The sequence below is a fragment of the Ruegeria sp. P8 genome, assembly GCF_056534665.1.
This window is the reverse complement of the sequence record NZ_JBQERC010000058.1, coordinates 1-999: the sequence shown is the minus strand read 5'-3', so window position 1 is coordinate 999 and position 999 is coordinate 1. Positions and strand designations below refer to the sequence as shown.

The window sequence follows — 999 nt, the reverse complement described above, 5'->3', positions numbered from 1 at the left end:
TTGCCGATGCCAAAGCCGCAGGTAAAACCCTCGAGCCCGTCCTGTACGGCGAGTTAAAGAAATACTTTAAGCGGCTGCGCGCACAAGGCGCATGCTTTCGATACCTAGCGGTTCATGAGCTAGGCGAGGAAACGGGTCGTTCCCATTACCACGTGATCATGCATGAGATCGCGGGTAAATCGCCGGTTCGAAAGGCTCTCATTGAGAGCAAATGGGACGCACATGTTCATGCGCGCCTTGTCGGGGGTACTAGGTCCGACGTCGAAAGATCGGCGGGCTACGTGACTACGTATACCACCAAAGCCTTTGACTGTAGACCGCGTGCCAGTATCCGTTACGGGCCAGCGGCTGCGTAAGCAGCCTTTCCCCCTTCAGGGGGTTAGGGGGTTGCAAAGCAAATTGTCTACGGGCAATTTTCAACTAAAAGAAAACAAAACCCAGACACCCCCAATGAAATGAAGGAATCTAACTTTGCCTGTAGGTACACCCACCGCCCGCTCTCGCCCGACCTAACACCGCGCGTTGCGCGGCCCTGTTTGCCACCGCTCGCGTGGTCGGAGCGCGGTTCATGTTTGCATTTATGCCCCGGCGGGGCGGGGCAGAATGTGGCGGGAACGAATTAGGGACGTTCCGTGGCAGGGTCGGGCGAGAGCGGGCGGTGGGTGTACCTACAGGCAAAGTTAGATTCCTTCATTTCATTGGGGGTGTCTGGGTTTTGTTTTCTTTTAGTTGAAAATTGCCCGTAGACAATTTGCTTTGCAACCCCCTAACCCCCTGAAGGGGGAAAGGCTGCTTACGCAGCCGCTGGCCCGTAACGGATACTGGCACGCGGTCTACAGTCAAAGGCTTTGGTGGTATACGTAGTCACGTAGCCCGCCGATCTTTCGACGTCGGACCTAGTACCCCCGACAAGGCGCGCATGAACATGTGCGTCCCATTTGCTCTCAATGAGAGCCTTTCGAACCGGCGATTTACCCGCGATCTCATGCATGATCACGT

At 55.8% G+C, this 999-nt stretch carries 2 protein-coding genes; one reads left to right on the top strand and one right to left on the bottom strand.

Translation table 11 applies throughout. From position 1 onward, the window contains the following. Nucleotides 1–41 precede the first annotated feature (41 nt). Nucleotides 42–356: a rolling circle replication-associated protein gene (locus ACR0BZ_RS19850; protein ID WP_480921081.1), complete on the top strand. Its 315-nt coding sequence runs from the start codon at nt 42–44 to the stop codon at nt 354–356. A gap of 437 nt (nt 357–793) precedes the next feature. Here the strand turns inward: ACR0BZ_RS19850 and ACR0BZ_RS19845 are convergent. Beyond that, on the bottom strand, nt 794–999 hold a 206-nt coding region (locus tag ACR0BZ_RS19845; protein WP_480921080.1), incomplete at its 5' end, for a hypothetical protein.